Origin of the sequence: Streptomyces sp. ME02-8801-2C (assembly GCF_033793965.1) — a bacterium.
GTDB lineage: Bacteria > Actinomycetota > Actinomycetes > Streptomycetales > Streptomycetaceae > Streptomyces.
This window is the reverse complement of sequence record NZ_JARAXP010000015.1, coordinates 139,130-157,364: the sequence shown is the minus strand read 5'-3', so window position 1 is coordinate 157,364 and position 18,235 is coordinate 139,130. Positions and strand designations below refer to the sequence as shown.

Genomic DNA, 18,235 nt, shown 5'->3' with positions numbered 1-18,235 from the left:
GGCGGATGCCTTCGCTTCGCCGGTTTCACTCACCCGGTGCGTGCCGCCGCCTTTCAGGTCCCGTTCGTCCGGTGGAGGAGAGCCGCAGCCCGGAGGTCGTTGGTGACCATCACCTGAGCCAGGCGGCCCGCGACCGCCATGACGCTGCCCCAAGCCCGAGCGTGAAGGTAGACCTCGTCCGGCGCACCGTGGCCTACTTCTTCCTCCACGGTCGAGTAGACCTCGCCCAGCTCCTTCATGAGCGCGACTTCCTCCTCGGTCCGCAGGCTCCTGCCCAGCCACGGCGCGGGATCGTCTGCGTCGCAGAAGTCGTCGAACAGGACGGTGACCACGTAGTCCAGGTCCTCGAACTCCTCCGGCCGCAGCCAGACGTCGCGCTGCCACGACGGACTCGCAAGGGAGAGGACCGCCGGCACGACGTGCAGTCGGAAGACGGGGAATTCGATGCCGTGATCCATCACGTCGCCGGCCTACTGACGGGCGCCGGTCCAGGTTGTGGGCGAAGTCGCGGGCCACGGCCGGAGTGTCAGGTCGCGTTGGTACCACGTGCCTTGCTTGCCGCCGAGGTCGGTCGGGGCGGCCGGTCCGGTCGGGGTGAAACCGGACCGGGTCAGCACCTTCTGGGACGCGGGGTTCTGGTGGGCGACAGCCGCCCGCAGTGTGTGCAGGGCGTGGCGTGACGGCGCCAGGCGGCACAGGTCGCGGACCGTCGCGGTCGCCACTCCGTGGCCTGCGGCGTGTTGCGCGACGCGGTAGCCGAGTTGCGCGGTGCCGTCCTCGATGTCGATCAGGTTGAACCTGCCCAGGATCGAGCCGTCCTCGGCGACGAGCACGTAGAACGCGCAGATGCCCGCCTCCTGCTCGGCCAGCAGGGCGTTGTACCCGTCGGTGAAGCGGGCGAAGTAGTCGTCGCCGCGGTCGGTGATCGAGGCGGCGAAGTAGGTGCGGTTGAGCTGCTCGAAGTCCCGCACCGCCGGCGCGTGACCGGCGTTCAGCCGCTGCAGTTCGGGCATCTCACGGCTCCGTCCGGACGGGGCTCGACGCGGCCGTCCGAGCCCTCGCGAGGCGTTCCTCGAGGTTCGCCCGGCAGGTCGGCCACTCCTCCCCCGTGATCGAGAAGATCGCCGAGTCGCGGAGGCGGCCTTCCTCGCCCGGCACCCAGGAGCGGGACCAGTTGCGCAGTACGCCCTCGAAGTGGGCGCCCGTTCTTTCGATCGCCGCCCGTGAACGGCCGTTGCGGGCGTCCGTCTTCAAGTCGACGCGTGCCACGTCCCAGGTCTCGAACGCGTGCCGGAACAGCAGGTACTTGGCCTCGGTGTTCAGCCCGGTGCCCTGGGCGGAGGCCGCGAGCCAGGTGAAGCCGATCTCGATCGCGCACAGGGCGTCGCCCTCCGGCCACAGGCGCGGGTCCCAGTAGGCCGTGGCCCCGACCGCGCGCCCCGACGCCCGTTCCACCTGTGCGTACGGGGCCAGTTGCCCGGCGGCGGCGCGGGCGAGCTGGGCGTCGATGTAGCCGTCGACCTCTGCCGCCGACGGCACCCAGGTGAACCGGTACGAGTCGCGGTTCTCCTCCGCCGCTGCGGCGAGGTCCGGCCCGTGCCGGTGGTTCAGGGGTTCCAGGCGGACGAGTGAGCCCTCCAGGACCGGTCCGGCCAGTGTGAAGCTCATCCGGCCGTGCCGGGATTGTCCAGGAAGCCGAGCAGTACGGCGGCCTCCGCGCGGAGTCGTTCGGCCCGGTCGGCATGCGCGGGCGCGGTCAACCGGTCCGCAGCATCCAGTCGTTCGGCGGCCTCGGCGCGTACGACCTCCACCACGGCGTGTTCGCTCAGTTCGCGCCGCTCCGCCTCGGTGGCGCCGGCCCCCACCGGGGACAACTCGAGGGCCACGCCCCGAAGTTCGGCTTCGTCCACGGGTGCCGCCTCGGCGTTGTCCAGCGCGCCCAGTGTCGAACGCAGGGCGCTCACCGCGACCTTGTCACGGGCGCGCATCGCGTCCGGCAGGGCTTGACGCATACGTAGACGTAAAGACATGGGTGTGACCTTAGGGCCGCCTCCCGAAGACCCACAACGGGATTACGGGCGACGGGATCAGGGTCGACGGGATCAGGGGCTGTGGTCAGCTAAGGATTCCCCGCCGGTACGCCGTCGCCACCGCCGCCGCGCGGTCCTTCACGCCCAACTTGCCGTACAGGTGGGTGAGATGGGTCTTCACCGTGGCCTCGCTGATGAACAGGACGCGGGCGATCTCCCGGTTCGACGTGCCCTTGGCGACCAGGGCGAGGACCTCGCGTTCGCGGGCCGAGAGGGGTTCGTTGCCCGGGGTGCGGACCGCCGAGACCAGGCGGGAGGCCACCGCCGGGGAGAGGACCGTACGGCCCTGGGCGGCCGCCCGTACCGCTGTGAAGAGTTCGTCCCTCGGGGCGTCCTTCAGGAGGTAGCCCGTCGCGCCCGCCTCGATCGCGGGGAGGGTGTCGGAGTCCGTGTCGTACGTCGTCAGGACGAGGATCTTCGCCCGGGACCGGCGCTGGGTCAGTTCGGCGATCGCGTCCACTCCCCCGCCGCCCGGCATCCGCAGGTCCATCAGGACGACGTCGGGGTCGAGCGTGGCGGCCAGTTCGACCGCCTCCACGCCGTTCGCCGCCTCGGCCAGCACCGTGAAGTCCGGTACCGATTCGAGCATGCCGCGCAGACCGTTCCGTACGACGGGGTGGTCATCGACGATCAGGAGGGTGATGGGTGCGTCAGTGGTCATGGGTGACCAACGGTACGCGTGCCGAGACCGCCGTGCCGTGGCCCGGCTCGGACTCCACGGTGAGCGCGCCCGCGATGCGTTCGGCGCGGGCGCGCATGCCGCCCAGGCCGAAACCGCCGGTGCCGGTGCGTTCGCGGACGGCGAGCGGGTCGAAGCCCTTGCCGTCGTCGCGGATGTCGAGGATCACCTCGTCGCCGAGGAAGGTCAGGGTGACGCCCACCCTTGACGCGTGGGCGTGGCGCGAGGTGTTCGACAGGGCTTCCTGGGCGATGCGCAGGAGAGTCGCCGAGAGTTCGGCGTGGAGGTCCTCCGCCGGGCCGGTGACCGTGAAGTCGGCGCGTGCGCCCGTCCGTTCGGCCCATTCGGCGACGGTCTTCCTCAGGGCTTGGGGCAGTCCGTCGTTCTCCAGGGCCACGGGGGCCAGGTTCTGTACGGAGCGGCGGGCCTCGCCGAGGCTGTGGCGGGCCAGTTTCATGGCGCGGTCGATGTGGTCGCGCGCCTGGGCCGGGTCGGGGGTGTTCGTCGCCACCTGGAGCTGGGCGATGATCCCGGTCAGGCCCTGGGCGATGGTGTCGTGGATCTCGGCGGCCAGCCGACGGCGTTCGTCCGCGACGCCCGCTTCCCTTGCCTGGTGCAGGAGTTGGGCGTGCAGGGCGGCGTTCTCGTCGAGGGCCTGCCGCAACGCCGTGTTGGCGCGCTCGAGTTCGGTGATGGTGAGGGCCCGGTCGCGGGAGCGCTGCTCCTCCTGCTCGGTGGCGTGGGCGACCAGTGCCTGCAGGCCGAAGTTGACGACCAGCAGCCCGGCGAACGCCGCCCACTGCCCCCCGCTGTTGAACGGCAGCCCGCCGGCCTGCGCGGCGGCCACGGTGACCGCGCTGGCGAACAGCCCGAGCCGCCGCCACAGGCCCGGGATCAGCTCGTCGGCGTCCATGTAGCCGGTGGCGGCGTAGAACGCGAAGAACGGGTTGATCCAGGTGAGCAGGAAGGCGATCGCCCAGCGGACGACGTAGTACGCGGTCCCGACCGGGGACGGGGTCCGGCCGCGGTCGGCCCGGCGGAAGCGGGTGCCGTGCCACCAGAGCTGGAGGGCGAGTGCGGCGCCGACCAGGGCTCCGGCCGCCCACCACTGGACGGGGCCGTCGACCAGCTCGGCGGAGACGCCCGCGAGGACGGAGCTGACGCCGAGCAGCCCGTACGGCCCCCAGATGTGCAGTTGGTCCATGCGACGGTCGAGCTGGGTGTCCACCCGTGTGCCGGCTTGTGTGCCCACCGGTGGGCCCGCCTGTGTGTCGGCCTGTGTGTCCGCCGCGGTCATTCCCCCAGTCTGGACGGACCGTCGGCCCTCCCCTACTCCCACCGGAACCAGCGCGCGGCGCCCGCCGTCAGCAGCAGCGTCGACGCCACCAGCACGCCCAGGTGCACCCAGCCGGGCCAGTCCCCCGCCGCCGCCCGGTTCAGCGCCTCGGCCGCCGCGCCGAACGGGGTGAAGCCGACGATCCTGGCCAGTACGTCCGGCATGGTCTGCACCGGCGCCCACACGCCCGCGCAGAACATCGACGGGAAGAACACGGCCGACCCGATCGCCCCCGCGACCTTCGTCGTCCGGGACAGCGCGGAGATCACGGCACCGAGCGCGAGGGCGACCAGCACGGTCAGGACGAGGGCCAGGGCGTAGCCGAGGGGCTGACGAGGCAGCCGTACGTCGAAGGCGAGGCGGCCGACCGCGAGGGCGAGCAGCGACGACGCGAGAGCGGCCCCGCCGTACACCAGCATCTGCGCCCGGAGGAGGGCGGCCGGGCGGACCGGGGTGGCGGACATCCGGCGCAGGATGCCGCGCTCGCGGTACCCGGTGAGGGTCTGCGGCATGGACTGGAGGCCGCCGACGATCGGGCCGAGCAGCACGGCCACCGGCACGTACACGTCGATCGTGCGCAGGCCGCCCAGGTCGGCCTGGGGGTCGCCGAACGAGGGGATCGAGCCGAGGATCACCAGGAGGAGGGCCGGGAACAGCAGGATCCAGAAGAGGGCGCCGGGTTCACGGCGGAAGAGGCGTACCTCGGTCCTCAGAACGGCGGTGCCGGCGGCGGACGTGACCGATGCGGGCGTGGCGCTCATGCCGCGTCCTCCTTGGTGAGGTCGAGGAAAGCGTCGTCCAACGTGGCGTCGGTGACGCGGAGTTGGTGCGCGGTGACATGGCTTCGGGCGAGGAGGGTGATGACGGCGTTGACGGTCTCGTCGGTGCCGGAGAGGGTGACGCGGCCGTCCCGGTAGTCGACCGAGGCGAGCGCGGGAAGCGCGCTCAGGGCCTCCTCGGGCAGGGGCGCGGAGGGTGTGAAACTGATCATGGTGGCGCCCGCCGAGCGGCGGATCAGACCGGCCGGGGTGTCCAGGGCGGCGATCCGCCCCTTGTCGATCACGGCGATCCGGTCGCAGAGCCGCTGGGCCTCTTCCATGAAGTGGGTGACCAGCAGGACCGTCACCCCGCTCTCCCGTACGTCCTCGATGAGCTGCCAGGTGTCCCGTCGGGCGCGCGGGTCCAGGCCCGTGGTCAGCTCGTCGAGGACGACGACCCGGGGGTTGCCGATGAGCGCGAGCGCGATGAACAGGCGCTGTTTCTGGCCACCGGAGAGTTTGCCGAACCTCGCGTCGAGACGGTCGGTCAGGGCCAGGCGTTCGGCCAGCGGGCGCCAGTCGGCCGGGCGGGGGTAGAAGGCGGCGTACAGCTCCAGGGCCTCGCGGACGGTCAGCTTGGCCTGCAGTTCGCTCTGCTGGAGCTGGGCGCCCAGGACCCGGCTGGTGGCCTCGTGGTCGGTGACCGGGTCGAGGCCGGTGACCCGGACCCGGCCCGCGTCGGGCACGCGCAGGCCCTCCACGCATTCGACGGTGGTCGTCTTGCCGGCGCCGTTGGGGCCGAGGATGCCGAAGATCTCGCCCTCCTCCACGGCGAAGGTGATGTCGTCCACGACGGGCCGGCCGCCGTAGGACTTGCGCAGTTCGCTCACTTCGATGACGGACATGCGACCAGCGTCGCGGCGCGGAGCACTCCGGCACATCGGCCGACCCGCTCGCAGCGGCATCAGCCGATCGGTTGATGCGCGCGTACGACCCCTCGAACGCGCAGGTCGTAGGACCTTCGGCCGACCCGGTTCGGGCCAAAACCGGGTAGGCACTGTCAGTGCTGGTCCGTAGGCTCGCCTTGATGTCCACTACACATGCAACCGCGAAGGATCCCGAAACCCAGGCCGGCCATTCCGCCGTACGCACTCTGCTGCGGCTGTGGCCCTATGTGCGGCCGGTGCGCGCACGGCTGTTCGTCGCGGCCTTTGTCGCCGTGCTCGCGTCGGGCATGGGGCTGGTGTTCCCCCTCGTCCTGAAGTGGATGGTGGACGGGCCGGTCGCCGACCACGACTCGCGCGGTGTGTGGCTCGGGGCGCTGTGGCTGCTGCTGCTCGGGCTCGGTGAAGCACTGTTGTTCGGGCTGCGGCGATGGCTGGTGGCCCGGCCGCTGGCCGGGGTCGAGGCGTCGATGCGGTCGGCTCTGTACCGGCGGCTCCAGCGGCTGCCGGTCGCCTTCCACGACCGGTGGCCGTCCGGTCAGTTGCTGTCCCGGGCGACGTCGGACCTGCAGCTGCTGCGGATGTTCCTCGCCTTCCCGCTGACGTTTCTGTTCGTCAACGCGGTGACGATCCTGGCCGGTGTGATCATCATGCTGGTCCAGGACTGGTCGCTCGGGCTGGTCATCCTGGGGCCCGCCGTCCCCGTCCTGGCCGTGTGCATCGTCTTCGAGCGGCGCTACCACCTGGTGGCCCGGCGGGCGCAGGACCAGGTGGGTGACCTGACGACGGTGGTCGAGGAGAGTGTGCTCGGCATCCGGATCATCAAGGGGTTCGGGCGGCACCGGAGCCAGGCGCGGGCGTTCCGTGAGCTGTCCCGGACACTGCGCGGGACCGAACTGCACAAGGCCAGGCTGCTGTCGGCGATCTGGGCGGCGATCGTCACGCTGCCGGAGCTGGCGATCGGGGCGGCGCTGGTGCTGGGTACCGTGCAGGTCGCCGACGGCGACCTGTCGGCGGGAACGCTGGTCGCCTTCCTGTCCACGGCCCTCGCCCTGCGCTGGCCCGTCGACTCGATCGGCTTCCTGCTCGCCATGAGCCAGGACGCGGCCACGGCCACGGAACGCTACTTCGAGGTGATGGACGAGGCACCGGAGGACGCGGGGGCAGACGCCGAGGCCGGCGCCGGGAAGGGCATCGGGGCAGCCGCCGGGGAGAACGGCAAGGCAGGCGCCGGAGAGGGCATCGGGGCAGCAGCCGGGAAGGCCGCCGAGGCAGGCGTGGTGAAGGCCGGCGGGGAGAACGCCGAGGCAGGCGCCGGGAGATTCACCGGGGCAGCAGCCGGGAAAGGCACCACGGCCGACGCCCAGACAGACGCCGGAGAAAGCCTCAAGGAGGACACCCGCGCAGCCGTCGCCAAGGACACCGAAGCAGGCGCCGCCCAGGCAGGCGTCGGGAAAGGTGCCGAGGTCGGTGCTCGGGTAGTCGTCGGGGAGGTCGGGCAGAGTTCGGGCCCTGTCCCGGACGGTGCGGCCGGTGTTGGTCGTGGGCTGCGGTTTCACGGCGTCTCCTTTCGGTATCCCGACGCGCCGGTCGGCTCCCCGCCCGTCCTCGACCATGTCGACCTGCACATCCGCCCCGGCGAGTCCATGGCCCTCGTCGGTACGACCGGCAGCGGCAAGACCACCCTCACGGCGCTCGTCCCCCGCCTCCACGAGGTGACCTCGGGGCGTATCACCCTCGACGGGCACGACATCTCCGCCCTGCCCAGGGAGGAACTGCGCACCCTGGTCGCCGTCGCCTTCGAGGAACCCACGCTGTTCTCGGCGAGCGTCGGCGACAACGTCCTCATGGGCGCCGGGGAAGACGCGGGCGACACCGAGTTGCGCCACGCGCTCTCCGTGGCGCAGGCCGATTTCGTGCACTCGCTCCCGCAGGGGGCCGACACCCAGGTCGGTGAGCAGGGCCTCAGCCTGTCCGGCGGCCAGCGGCAGCGGCTCGCGCTGGCCAGAGCGGTTGTCGGCAAGCCTCGCTACCTCGTCCTCGACGACCCGCTGTCCGCGCTGGACGTGCACACGGAGGCCGCCGTGGAGGCCGCGCTGCGCCGCGTCCTCGCCGACACCACGGCCCTGATCGTGGCGCACCGCCCGTCCACGGTCCTGCTGGCCGACCGCGTCGCTCTGCTCTCCGGCGGCCGGATCGCCGCCGTGGGCACCCATCACGAACTCCTTCGGACGAACGCCGAGTACGCCTGGCTGATGGCCGGCGCGGACGAGCAGACCGACCACGACAACGCCGGCTCCCCCCACGGCACCGACAGTTTCGAGGAGGCCGCCCGATGACGGCGCCCATGACCACCGCGCCGACCCCCGACGACGACCGTCCCACCAGGCCGGACGCCGAGCGGACCCCCGGGGCCACCCCCACCGAACCCCAACCCCCCACCCCCTCCTCCCCCGCCCCCGGCGACCCGTTCGACCAGGACGACCTGCCCACCCCCAAGGGCGCCACCGCAGGCCTGCTGCGCTCCCTCCTCGCCCCGATGAAGGGCCGGGTCGCCCTCACCGCCGTGCTCCTGCTGCTCCAGCAGGCGGCCGTCCAGGCGGGCCCGCTGCTCGTCGCGTACGCCATCGACCGGGCCGTACCGGCCTTCCGCGACCACGACAACGGACCGCTCGTCGCCGTCGGGGTCGGCTATCTGCTCTGCGCGCTGGCCTCGGGCGGGCTGCAGTACTGGTTCATCTCGACCGCCGCCCGCGTCAGTCAGGACGCGCTGCTCGATCTGCGCGGGCGGATCTTCCGGCACGCGCAGGCGCTCAGCCTCGACTTCCATGAGCGCTACACCTCGGGCCGGCTCATCTCCCGTTCCACGGCGGACGTCGAGTCACTGCGCGAACTGCTGAACGACGGGCTCCAGGAACTCGTCACCATCGCCCTGTCCTTCGCCTACATCTCGGCCCTGCTGCTGTGGCTGGATCTGAACCTCGGCGCGCTCGCCATCGCGTCCTTCGTGCCGCTCTACCTTCTCGTCCGGCTCTACCAGCGCCGGGCGGGCAAGGTGTACGCGCTGCGGTCCACCGCGATCGCCGCCGTCATCGTCAAGTTCGTCGAGACGATGAACGGCATCCGGCCGGTGCGCGCGTTCCGCCGCGAGGCCGTCAACGACGCCGAGTTCGAGACCCTCAACCGGCATCACGAGCGGAAGAACGGCGACGCGATCCTGGAGATGGCCCGATACGTCGTCGGCTCCCGGGTCGTCGCCAACACCGCTGTCGCGGCGATGGTGTTGTGGGGCGCCCACCGGGTCGCGGACGACTCGCTGGAGCTGGGTGTGCTGGCCGCCGCCGTGCTGTACCTGCGCCGGCTGTACGACCCGATCGACCGGCTCGGCATGTTCCTCAACTCCTACCAGTCGGCGACCGCCTCCCTGGAGAAGATCTCCGGGCTCCTCGCCCAGCAGCCGTCCGTCCCGGAGCCGACGGTTCCACGGGAGCTTCCGGTACGGGAGTCCGAGCACCCGGGTCGCGAGGTCGTCTTCGACGGGGTCCGATTCGCCTATCGCACGGGCGGCGAGGTGCTGCCCCGCTTCGACCTCACCCTGCCGGCCGGGCAGACCGTCGCGGTCGTCGGCTCGACCGGCGCCGGCAAGTCCACCCTGGCCAAGCTGCTCGCCCGCTTCTACGACCCGACCGAGGGCCAGGTCCGCCTCGACGGTGTCGACCTGCGCGACCTGTCGGGCACCGACCTGCGGCGCGGGGTCGTGATGGTGACGCAGGAGGCCTTCCTGTTCTCCGGCAGCGTCGCCGACAACATCGCCATAGGCCGCCCCGACGCCGAGCGCGAGGAGATCGAGCGGGCGGCAAAGGCGATCGGCGCGCACGACTTCATCACCGCCCTGCCCGACGGCTACGACACGGACGTACGCAAACGAGGTGGCCGTATCTCCGCCGGGCAGCGCCAACTGGTCGCGTTCGCGCGGGCGTTGCTTGCCGATCCGGCGGTGCTGATCCTCGACGAGGCGACCAGCTCGCTCGACATCCCGGGTGAACGGGCCGTACAGCGGGCGATGTCGACGGTGCTGAACGGGCGTACAGCCGTCGTGATCGCCCACCGGCTGTCGACCGTCGAGATCGCCGACCGGGTGCTGGTGATGGAACACGGGCAGGTCGTCGAGGACGGGGCCCCGGCCGAACTCATCGCCGGCACGGGCCGGTTCGCGGATCTGCACCGGGCGTGGCGGGACAGTCTGGCGTGAGTGCGTGAGCCGTGGGTTCCGCGAGGGATCAGCGGTCGGCGGACTACACCTGGTAGGTCCGGTAATCCGATGGGCAACCCGCCCTCACCCTCGGTAGCCTCCGACAGATGATCGACGCGTACGAGGATCCCGGCACGCCCGACTCCCGTGGCGCCGGCCGCTATTTGCTGTGGCTTGTGCGGCAGCAATGGCAGCGGTGTGCGATGGGGGCGCTGCTCGGCAGTGTCTGGACGACGTTGATGGCGCTGTCGCCGTATCTGTTGTCCCGGGCCGTCGACGACGGTCTGGAACCGGGCGACCAGGCCGTGCTGGTCGGCTGGGCCGGGGCGCTCCTCGCCGCCGGGACGTTCAACGCGTGGTTGAGCATCATCCGGCACCGCACGATGACCCGGGTCCGGATGGACGCCAACTTCCGTACGGTCAAGGTCGTGATCGGGCAGGCCGTGCGGCTGGGAGCGGCGCTGCCCCGGCAGGTCGGGGCCGGGGAGGTCGTCACGATCGGCGTCGGTGACGTGTCGACGATCGCCCAGTCGCTGACCTTCGTCGGACCCGGGATCGGCGCGATGGTCTCCTACGGCGTGGTCGCCGTACTGCTGCTGTCGGTGTCGCCGACCCTCGCCGCCGTGATCCTGCTCGGTGTGCCCGTCGTCGCGCTGCTCGTGGGGCCCTTGCTCGGCCGGCTGCAGGGAGTGGAGGCGTCGTACCGGGAGCGTCAGGGGGTCCTGACCGCCCGGATCGGGGACCTCTCGGGCGGACTGCGCGTCCTCAACGGGCTGGGCGGCAAAGGGCTGTTCGCCGACGCGTTCCGGCGTGACTCGCGCCGCCTCCAGGAACAGGGGTACCGGGTCGGGGCGGTGAGCAGCTGGATCCAGGCGCTCGGCCTCGGGCTGCCGACGCTGTTCCTCGCCCTGGTGACCTGGCTCGCGGCCCGGCTGGCCGCCCAAGGGGCCATATCCATCGGCGAGTTGGTTTCGGTGTACGGCTATGTCGCCGTACTGATCGTGCCGGTCGCCTTCTTCATCGAGTGCGGTTTCCAGATCAGCCGCGCTCTGGTCGCCGCCCGGCGGGTCGTACGGTTCCTGGCCCTCGACCCCGACGACGACAGCGACGGGCAGGGGTTGGACGCGCCGGGGTCGCCCGCCGCGCTGCACGACCCCGACTCCGGCGTGCGCGTCGTACCGGGGCGGCTGACCGCGCTCGCCGGTGCCCGGCCCGCCGATGCCGTCGCCGTCGTCGACCGGCTCGGCCGGTTCACGCCGTCGGCGGCCACCTGGGGCGGCGTACGGCTCGACGAGATCGCCCTCGCCCAGGTGCGCGCCCGCATCCTGGTCGCCGACAACGAGGCCGACCTGTTCGCCGGAACGTTGCGCGAACTGGTCTCCGGGCGTGGGGAGTACGACGAGGAGGCCATCGCGCGGGCGGTACGGGCGGCGGTCGCCGACGACATCGTCCTCGGGCTGCCGGACGGGCTGGACTCGGCGATCGACGCGCAGGGCCGCAACCTCTCCGGCGGGCAGCGGCAGCGCGTACGGCTGGTGCGGGCGCTGCTCGCCGACCCCGAGGTGCTGCTCGCCGTCGAGCCGACGTCGGCGCTGGACGCGCACACCGAGGCCGCCGTCGCGGACCGGCTGCGCGCGGAGCGCGGCGAGCGCCCGGACCGTACGACCGTCGTGGCGTCCACCTCACCGCTGATGCTGGACCGGGCGGACACCGTCTACTACCTGGTCGACGGCAAGACGGCGGCCACCGGCAGCCACCAACGCCTGCTCGCGGAGGAACCGGGATACCGGTCCCTGGTGGCCCGCGACGCGGACGACACGGACGAGGCGGACGAGCGGCCTGTGCGGGACCTGGTGGGCGAAGAGGGCCGGGAGAGCATCGAGGATCCGGTCCACTGAGCGCCCACCAACCCGGGCCCGCAATTCCAGCCCGTCCGCCGATTGAGAACACCGGCCCACACCACCCAGCCCGTCCGGCGATTGAGGACGAGGCCCCTTCAGGGCCGAAAAGGGGGGTCTGGGGGCGCAGCCCCCAGGGACAGGATGGGACGGGTAGGGGCGGCGGGGGCGAAACCCAGGTCGCCCCTCAGCCCGGTCACCGACAACACACCGCCCCACATCAAGGAGTTCACCAGGTGAGCACCCAACTGCCCGTCGCCACCCCCGCCGACGTCCGGCGGGCCGCCGTGCGGCTGGTTCGGGCCGATGGGCGGGCCTTTGTCGCGCTGCTGCTGCTCAACTCGTTGGCCGCCGGTGCCGGGCTCGTCGCGCCCTGGTTGCTCGGGCGGATCATCGACGAGGTGCGGGCGGGTGCCGGGGTCTCGGTCGTGGACCGGCTCGGGCTGGTCATCGTGGTGTGTGCGGTGGCCCAGTTGCTGCTGGCGCGCTGGGCGCGGTACGTCGGGTACCGGTTCGGGGAGCGGACCCTCTCGCGGGTGCGGGAGGAGTTCGTGGACCGGGCGCTCGCGCTGCCCGCGTCGGTGGTGGAGCAAGCCGGGACCGGTGATCTGACGGCCCGGGGGACGGCCGACGTCAGCACGGTCGGCACAACGTTGCGCGATGCCGGGCCGGAACTGCTGATCGCGTCGGTGCAGTGTCTGTTCATCATCGGCGCGGTGTTCGCGCTGGACCCGCTGCTCGGGCTGTCGGCGGTGGTGGCCCAGACCGGGATCTGGTTCGCGCTGCGCTGGTATCTGCGCCGGGCCCGCGCCGCGTACCTCGCGGAGGGTGCCGCCAACTCCGAAGTGGCCGAAATTCTCTCCGCGACGGCGTCGGGCGCGCGCACGGTCGAGGCGTTCGGGCTGGCTCGGCGGCGGGTCGCGGTGAGCCGGGAGGCGCTGGACGAATCCCGGCGCAGGCGTCTGCACACGCTGTATCTGCGGACGGTGTTCTTCCCGCCGGTGGAGGTGTCGTACGTCCTTCCCGTGGTCGTCGTGCTGGTGGTGGGCGGCGTGTTGCACGGGCAGGGGGCGGTCAGTCTGGGCGCGGTCGTGGCGGCGGCCGTGTATCTGCGGCAGTTGGAGGCGCCGCTCGACGAGGTGCTGACGTGGATGGAGCAACTGCAGTCCAGTGGGGCCTCGTTCGCGCGGGTGGAGGGGCTCGGGCGGGCGCCGAAGAGCGGGTCGGAGGCCTCGCCGGTGCCGGTGGGTGACCTGATCGAGGTGGCCGGTGTGCGGTACGCGTACGACCGTGGCGGCGAGGTGCTGCGCGGGGTCGATCTGACGGTACGGCCGGGTGAACGGCTCGCGGTGGTGGGGCCGTCGGGGGCGGGCAAGACGACGTTGTGCCGGCTGCTCGCGGGGATCGGCGAGCCGCGTTCGGGCACGGTGACCGTGGGCGGCGTGCCGATCGCCTCGCTCGGGCCGGAGGAGCTGCGGCGGCAGGTCGTGCTGGTCACGCAGGAGCACCATGTCTTCCTGGGTACGGTCCGGGACAATCTGCTGATCGCCGAACCGGCGGCCACGGACGCCGAGTTGTGGGCGGCGCTGGCCGCCGTGGGCGCCGCCGACTGGGCGCGCGGGCTGCCGGCCGGGCTGGACACCGGGCTCGGTCCGGACGGGGAGTCGACCGACGGTTCGACCGCCCAGCAACTGGCTCTGGCGCGCGTCGTGTTGGCCGATCCGCACACGGTGATCCTGGACGAGGCGACCGCGTTGCTCGATCCGACGACCGCGCGTCATACGGAGCGCGCGCTGGCCGCCGTACTCGAGGGGCGGACGGTGATCGCGATCGCGCACCGGCTGCACACCGCGCACGACGCGGACCGGGTGGCCGTCATGGAGGAGGGGCGGCTGACCGAACTCGGCACGCACGAGGGGCTGGTGGCCGCGGGTGGGGCGTACGCGGCGCTGTGGCGGTCGTGGCACGGGGAGTCGCAACCGACTTCAACAGAAAAGATCGGTTCGTTGCAAAAGAATGAATGGCCCGTATAGCGAACATGACCAACCGGTCAACGAACCTTTTCCAGCCAACTTGTTGACGCGGTCCTGACAGCACGCGTCCCGCCTGCCAGTCTTCCCACGGCACCTTCACAGCGGCTCCACAGTGACTTCGCTGTGTTCTTCGCCGCGCATCCGCACGCACCTGTTCTGCCCCGGACGGACGACCACCGTTCGGTCCCCCCTGGCCGCCGGTCCGGCGGTCAAGCAGAAGGAGTCAGTGTTGAGACGCCAGCCCCACAGACGTGCCCCCCACGCCCCCTCCCCCACCACCCAGTTCGACCGCTCCACTCAGCGACGGGTCGCCGCCGGCGCCCTTGTCGCGGTAACCGCCCTACTGGCAGCGGCAGTTCAGTCCGGTGCCGCCACCGCAGCCCCGGAGAAGGCACCGTCGGCCGCGGGAAAGGTCATACCGGGCGCGGAGTCCGTCAAGCTGTCCCCCGCCCAGCGCGCCGCGCTGCTGGCCGACGCCAACGCCACCAAGGCGGAGACGGCCAGGGAACTCGGTCTGGGCGCCAAGGAGAAGCTCGTCGTCCGTGACGTCCTCAAGGACGGCGACGGCACCGTGCACACGCGCTACGAGCGCACGTACGACGGACTTCCCGTCCTGGGCGGCGACCTGGTGGTCGACACCGCCAAGTCGGGTGCCACGGAAGGCGTCGTGAAGGCCACGCGGGCCACCATCAAGGTGGCGACGACGACGGCCTCACTGCCCGTCGCGAAGGCCGAGCAGCAGGCGCTGACCGCCGCGAAGGCCGAGTCGAAGAGCCCGAAGCTGAGCAAGGAGCCCAGGAAGGTCGTCTGGGCCGCCTCCGGCACCCCGGTGCTCGCGTTCGAGACGGTCGTCGGCGGTCTCCAGCACGACGGCACGCCGAACGAGCTGCACGTCATCACCGACGCGGCCACCGGCAAGAAGCTCTTCGAGTACCAGGGCGTCGAGACCGGCACCGGCAACACGGTGTACAGCGGCACGGTCGACCTCACCACCACGCAGTCGGGTTCGACGTACAACCTGACCGACGGCGCGCGCGGCGGCCACAAGACGTACAACCTCAACCGGGGCTCCTCCGGCACCGGCACGCTCTTCTCGGGCGCCGACGACGTCTGGGGCAACGGTCTCGCGTCCAACCTGGAGTCGGCCGGCGCCGACGCCCACTACGGCGCGGCGCTCACCTGGGACTACTACAAGAACGTCCAGGGGCGCACCGGCATCAAGGGCAACGGCGTCGCCGCCTACTCCCGCGTCCACTACGGCAACGCGTACGTCAACGCGTTCTGGCAGGACGCCTGCTTCTGCATGACGTACGGCGACGGGTCGGGCAACGCCAACCCGCTGACCTCGATCGACGTGGCCGGCCACGAGATGACGCACGGCGTCACCGCCAACACGGCGGGCCTGCTCTACTCGGGTGAGTCCGGCGGCCTCAACGAGGCGACCTCCGACATCTTCGGCACCGCCGTCGAGTTCTACGCCAACAACCCCTCCGACATCGGTGACTACCTCATCGGCGAAGAGATCAACATCAACGGCGACGGCACGCCGCTGCGTTACATGGACAAGCCGAGCAAGGACGGTTCGTCCAAGGACAGTTGGTACTCGGGTATCGGATCGATCGACGTGCACTACTCGTCCGGGCCGGCGAACCACTTCTTCTACCTGCTGAGCGAGGGCAGCGGCGCCAAGACCATCAACGGCGTCAGCTACAACTCGGCCACCTCGGACGGGCTGCCGGTGACCGGCATCGGCCGGGACAAGGCGGAGAAGATCTGGTTCCGCGCGCTCACCACGAAGTTCACGACGAACACCAACTACGCGGGGGCCCGCACCGGCACGCTCGCGGCGGCCGGTGAGCTGTACGGCACGACGAGCGCCGAGTACACGGCCGTGGCAAACGCCTGGGCCGGTATCAACGTCGGCACGCGTCCGGGCGGCGGTGGCGGTGGCACCGGCACCTCCTTCGAGTCCGCGACCGCCGTATCGATTCCGGACAACGGCGCGGCCGTGACGTCCTCGCTCGCGGTCACCGGCATCACCGGCAACGCGCCGAGCAACCTGGTGGTCACGCCGAACATCACGCACACCTGGCGCGGTGACCTGGTCGTCGACCTGGTGGCGCCGGACGGTTCGGTCTACAACCTGAAGCCGTTCAGTTCCTCGGACTCGGCGGACAACGTGACCGAGCCGTACACGGTCAACGCCTCCTCCGAGGTCGCCAACGGGACCTGGCAGCTGAGGGTCCAGGACAGGGCGGCGCAGGACACCGGAAGGATCAACGGCTGGAAGATCACCTTCCCGTCGGCCTGAACACACAGCGGTTAAGGGTCTGTTCGAGCAGCGTTCAGGACCCGTAAGCGCAGGGCGCCGTCCCGGTGGACCAAGTCACCGGGGCGGCGCTTTACATTCACGCAACATTCGTCTCGTAGTCGAATTTCAGCCAACATCACTTGAGGGTCCTGACATGTACGCGCCCTCAATGTCACTCTTCCACCGCACGCCGCAACAGCACTCCAGTTCCACAACCCCCTCCGGGCGATCACCCCAAGGCCGTCCGGAACCCCCACAAAGGAGTCCGCGTGACCCCCCTCTACGCGCGTCACAAGCGCACCACTCTGGCCATCGCCACCGCCGTCGCGGCCGGAGCCCTCATCACCACCGGTCTGACCACCGGTGCCGCCGCGGAGAGCGAGCCGGCCGGGACCCAGGCCAGGGCGTCCGCCGTACCGATGACGCTGTCCCCCGCCACGCGCACGGCCCTCATCAAGGAAGCCGCCGCCGACGCCCCGGCGACCGCCGAGAAGATAGGCCTCGGCGCCCAGGAGAAGCTCGTCGTCCGTGACGTCGTCAAGGACGCCGACGGCACCCTGCACACCCGCTACGAGCGCACCTACGCGGGCCTCCCGGTCCTCGGCGGCGACCTCGTCGTGCACGAGAGCGCGGCCGGCGCGACCAAGGGCGTGACCAGAGCGCACAACGCCGCGATCAAGGTCGCCGACCTCACCCCCGAGGTCACCACGGCCGCCGTCGAGAAGCAGGCCGTCACGCTCGCCAAGCGGGCCGGCTCCACCAAGTCGGCGGCGTCCAACGCCCCCCGCAAGGTGATCTGGGCCGCCTCGGGCACCCCGACCCTCGCCTACGAGACCGTCGTCGGCGGCCTCCAGGAGGACGGCACCCCGAACGAGCTGCACGTCATCACCGACGCGGCCACCGGCAAGAAGCTGTACGAGTACCAGGGCATCGAGACCGGCACCGGCAAGAGCCTGTACTCGGGCACCGTCGCCCTGAGCACGACGCTGTCGGGCTCGACGTACCAGCTGACCGACGGCACCCGCGGCGGCCACAAGACGTACAACAAGGCGCACGCCACCAGCTCGTCGGCCGGCACCCTGTTCACCGACGCGGACGACACCTGGGGCACCGGCGCGGCCTCCAGCTCGACCACCGACCAGACCGCGGCCGTCGACGCCGCGTACGGCGCGCAGAAGACGTGGGACTTCTACAAGGCGACGTTCGGCCGCTCCGGCATCAAGAACAACGGCGTCGCCGCCTACTCCCGCGTCCACTACGGCAACGCGTACGTCAACGCGTTCTGGGACGACAGCTGCTTCTGCATGACGTACGGCGACGGCGAGGGCAACGTCAACCCGCTGACCTCGCTGGACGTGGCCGGCCACGAGATGACCCACGGCGTCACCGCCAACACGGCGGGCCTGAACTACTCGGGCGAGTCCGGCGGCCTCAACGAGGCGACCTCCGACATCTTCGGCACGGCCGTCGAGTTCTACGCGGCGAACGCCTCCGACGTCGGTGACTACCTCATCGGCGAGGAGATCGACATCAACGGCGACGGCTCGCCGCTGCGCTACATGGACAAGCCGAGCAAGGACGGCGGCTCGAAGGACGCCTGGTCCTCGACCCTGGGCAACCTCGACGTCCACTACTCGTCGGGCCCCGCGAACCACTTCTTCTACCTGCTCTCCGAGGGCAGCGGCGCCAAGACGATCAACGGGGTCAGCTACAACTCCCCCACGTCCAACGGCTCCACGGTCACGGGGATCGGCCGCGCCAAGGCCGTCCAGATCTGGTACAAGGCGCTGACGACGTACATGACGTCGACGACCAACTACAAGGGCGCCCGCACGGCGACCCTGTCGGCGGCCTCCGCGCTGTACGGCGCGAGCAGCACGGAGTACGCGGCGGTGAACGCGGCCTGGGCAGCGGTCAACGTCAAGGCGTGACGC

At 71.1% G+C, this 18,235-nt stretch carries 14 protein-coding genes; 6 read left to right on the top strand and 8 right to left on the bottom strand.

What is annotated here, in order from left to right:
* Positions 1-53: 53 nt before the first annotated feature.
* The 8 genes from PV396_RS35865 to PV396_RS35830 form a co-directional block, all read right to left on the bottom strand.
* The gene (locus tag PV396_RS35865) at positions 54-458 is read right to left on the bottom strand and encodes an SCO4402 family protein (RefSeq protein ID WP_319211934.1); all 405 of its coding nucleotides are present in this window, start codon (positions 456-458) and stop codon (positions 54-56) included.
* A gap of 12 nt (positions 459-470) precedes the next feature.
* The gene (locus tag PV396_RS35860; protein WP_319211897.1) at positions 471-1,013 is read right to left on the bottom strand and encodes a GNAT family N-acetyltransferase; all 543 of its coding nucleotides are present in this window, start codon (positions 1,011-1,013) and stop codon (positions 471-473) included.
* Between the two features lies 1 nt (position 1,014).
* Positions 1,015-1,668, bottom strand: a complete 654-nt coding sequence (locus PV396_RS35855) for a GNAT family protein (protein WP_319211895.1) — start codon at positions 1,666-1,668, stop codon at positions 1,015-1,017.
* Entirely contained in the window at positions 1,665-1,988 is a 324-nt protein-coding gene (locus PV396_RS35850; protein WP_319211933.1) for a hypothetical protein, read from the bottom strand. Before PV396_RS35850 ends, PV396_RS35855 begins: the two co-directional genes overlap by 4 nt.
* A 127-nt stretch (positions 1,989-2,115) precedes the next feature.
* On the bottom strand, positions 2,116-2,751 hold the full coding sequence (locus PV396_RS35845; RefSeq protein WP_319211894.1) for a response regulator transcription factor: 636 nt from the start codon (positions 2,749-2,751) through the stop codon (positions 2,116-2,118).
* A complete protein-coding gene (locus tag PV396_RS35840; protein ID WP_319211931.1) occupies positions 2,741-3,973 on the bottom strand; it encodes a sensor histidine kinase in 1,233 nt (410 codons plus the stop codon). The genes PV396_RS35845 and PV396_RS35840 overlap by 11 nt, the downstream gene beginning before the upstream one ends.
* Positions 3,974-4,098: 125 nt before the next feature.
* Positions 4,099-4,866 (bottom strand): ABC transporter permease, encoded by a 768-nt coding sequence (locus tag PV396_RS35835; RefSeq protein WP_319211892.1) that lies wholly within the window; start codon positions 4,864-4,866, stop codon positions 4,099-4,101.
* On the bottom strand, positions 4,863-5,768 hold the full coding sequence (locus tag PV396_RS35830; RefSeq protein ID WP_319211890.1) for an ABC transporter ATP-binding protein: 906 nt from the start codon (positions 5,766-5,768) through the stop codon (positions 4,863-4,865). The genes PV396_RS35835 and PV396_RS35830 overlap by 4 nt, the downstream gene beginning before the upstream one ends.
* A 182-nt stretch (positions 5,769-5,950) precedes the next feature.
* Here PV396_RS35830 and PV396_RS35825 point away from each other — a divergent pair, with 182 nt between their 5' ends.
* The 6 genes from PV396_RS35825 (at position 5,951) to PV396_RS35800 (ending at position 18,232) form a co-directional block, all read left to right on the top strand.
* Entirely contained in the window at positions 5,951-8,146 is a 2,196-nt protein-coding gene (locus PV396_RS35825; protein WP_319211889.1) for an ABC transporter ATP-binding protein, read from the top strand.
* The gene (locus tag PV396_RS35820) at positions 8,143-10,059 is read left to right on the top strand and encodes an ABC transporter ATP-binding protein (RefSeq protein WP_319211888.1); all 1,917 of its coding nucleotides are present in this window, start codon (positions 8,143-8,145) and stop codon (positions 10,057-10,059) included. Before PV396_RS35825 ends, PV396_RS35820 begins: the two co-directional genes overlap by 4 nt.
* A 107-nt stretch (positions 10,060-10,166) precedes the next feature.
* Positions 10,167-11,957: an ABC transporter ATP-binding protein gene (locus PV396_RS35815; RefSeq protein WP_319211886.1), complete on the top strand. Its 1,791-nt coding sequence runs from the start codon at positions 10,167-10,169 to the stop codon at positions 11,955-11,957.
* A 236-nt stretch (positions 11,958-12,193) separates the two neighbouring features.
* The gene (locus PV396_RS35810; RefSeq protein WP_319211885.1) at positions 12,194-13,990 is read left to right on the top strand and encodes an ABC transporter ATP-binding protein; all 1,797 of its coding nucleotides are present in this window, start codon (positions 12,194-12,196) and stop codon (positions 13,988-13,990) included.
* A gap of 229 nt (positions 13,991-14,219) precedes the next feature.
* Positions 14,220-16,301 (top strand): M4 family metallopeptidase, encoded by a 2,082-nt coding sequence (locus tag PV396_RS35805; protein WP_416071533.1) that lies wholly within the window; start codon positions 14,220-14,222, stop codon positions 16,299-16,301.
* A gap of 269 nt (positions 16,302-16,570) precedes the next feature.
* Positions 16,571-18,232: a M4 family metallopeptidase gene (locus PV396_RS35800; protein WP_319211883.1), complete on the top strand. Its 1,662-nt coding sequence runs from the start codon at positions 16,571-16,573 to the stop codon at positions 18,230-18,232.
* Positions 18,233-18,235 lie beyond the last annotated feature (3 nt).

Bases quoted from the DNA above. Each gene is read 5' to 3' on its own strand.
- PV396_RS35865 (WP_319211934.1), bottom strand. From the start codon at position 458: ATGGATCACGGCATCGAATTCCCCGTCTTCCGACTGCACGTCGTGCCG.
- PV396_RS35860 (WP_319211897.1), bottom strand. From the start codon at position 1,013: ATGCCCGAACTGCAGCGGCTGAACGCCGGTCACGCGCCGGCGGTGCGG.
- PV396_RS35855 (WP_319211895.1), bottom strand. From the start codon at position 1,668: ATGAGCTTCACACTGGCCGGACCGGTCCTGGAGGGCTCACTCGTCCGC.
- PV396_RS35850 (WP_319211933.1), bottom strand. From the start codon at position 1,988: ATGCGCGCCCGTGACAAGGTCGCGGTGAGCGCCCTGCGTTCGACACTG.
- PV396_RS35845 (WP_319211894.1), bottom strand. From the start codon at position 2,751: ATGACCACTGACGCACCCATCACCCTCCTGATCGTCGATGACCACCCC.
- PV396_RS35840 (WP_319211931.1), bottom strand. From the start codon at position 3,973: ATGGACCAACTGCACATCTGGGGGCCGTACGGGCTGCTCGGCGTCAGC.
- PV396_RS35835 (WP_319211892.1), bottom strand. From the start codon at position 4,866: ATGAGCGCCACGCCCGCATCGGTCACGTCCGCCGCCGGCACCGCCGTT.
- PV396_RS35830 (WP_319211890.1), bottom strand. From the start codon at position 5,768: ATGTCCGTCATCGAAGTGAGCGAACTGCGCAAGTCCTACGGCGGCCGG.
- PV396_RS35825 (WP_319211889.1), top strand. From the start codon at position 5,951: ATGTCCACTACACATGCAACCGCGAAGGATCCCGAAACCCAGGCCGGC.
- PV396_RS35820 (WP_319211888.1), top strand. From the start codon at position 8,143: ATGACGGCGCCCATGACCACCGCGCCGACCCCCGACGACGACCGTCCC.
- PV396_RS35815 (WP_319211886.1), top strand. From the start codon at position 10,167: ATGATCGACGCGTACGAGGATCCCGGCACGCCCGACTCCCGTGGCGCC.